At 48.6% G+C, this 1,078-nt stretch carries 1 protein-coding gene; it reads right to left on the reverse strand.

The genetic code is table 11. From position 1 onward, the window contains the following. A partial coding sequence (locus R7M72_RS25750) for an NAD(P)/FAD-dependent oxidoreductase (RefSeq protein WP_318056549.1) occupies positions 1-1,078 on the reverse strand: 1,078 nt, incomplete at both ends.

A 1,078-nucleotide genomic window follows, 5' to 3' on the forward strand; every position in this document is an offset into this window, starting at 1 on the left:
GGATCGCGACCTTTCAGGAAGTCACCGATTTTCTGTGCTGGCGCATCGTAGTTTTCGCCGCCTAGTTTGTAAGCGTTAGATTCAAGTTCACGTTGGAAACGGATACCTGCTAGAGGATCACCCGGGTAATCCACCTCAGGAGAGATACCCACAACAATCGCACTGTTTGCGTTACGCTCTGCACGAGAGTATTGGCTCATGCCGTTCGTCACTACGCGACCTTCTTCAGATGTCGCCGCAACAACAGTGCCGCCTGGACACACACAGAAGCTGTACACGGTACGACCATTTTTACAATGATGAACCAGTTTATAATCCGCAGCACCAAGAATTGGGTGACCCGCATTTGGACCAAAACGCGCTTCGTCGATCATCGATTGCTTGTGCTCGATACGGAAGCCAACCGAGAATGGTTTCGCCTCCATGTACACACCGCGCTCGTGCAACATTTCAAATGTATCACGCGCACTGTGACCAACAGCCAATACCACGTGACGAGATTTGATCTCTTCACCGTTTGACAATGTCACGCCTGTGATTTGACCGTCTTCCATATGAAGATCATCAACACGAGTACTAAAGCGAATTTCACCACCTAGCTCGATGATGGTCGCACGCATTTTCTCGATCATCGTTACCAGCTTGAAAGTACCGATGTGAGGTTTACTTACGTATAGAATTTCTTCTGGTGCGCCAGCCTCAACAAATTCAGTGATCACTTTGCGACCGTAGAAGTTTGGATCTTTCACTTGGCTGTACAGCTTACCGTCAGAGAACGTACCCGCACCGCCCTCACCAAACTGTACGTTTGATTCTGGGTTTAGCGTGCGTTTACGCCAGAAACCGAAAGTATCTTTAGTACGTTCACGAACTTCTTTACCACGTTCAACGATGATTGGGTTGAAACCCATTTGAGCCAACACCAAACCAGCAAACAGACCACATGGACCAAAACCGATGACGATTGGGCGCTCTGTTAGGTTCTCAGGTGCTTTCGCAACAAACTTGTATTCCATGTTTGTCGTTTGGCGAACGTGAGGATCGTTTGCGAACTTCGCTAGCAACACGGTTTCATCGC

This window comes from Vibrio sp. YT-18 (genome assembly GCF_033337345.1).
Taxonomy (GTDB): Bacteria; Pseudomonadota; Gammaproteobacteria; order Enterobacterales; family Vibrionaceae; genus Vibrio; species Vibrio alginolyticus.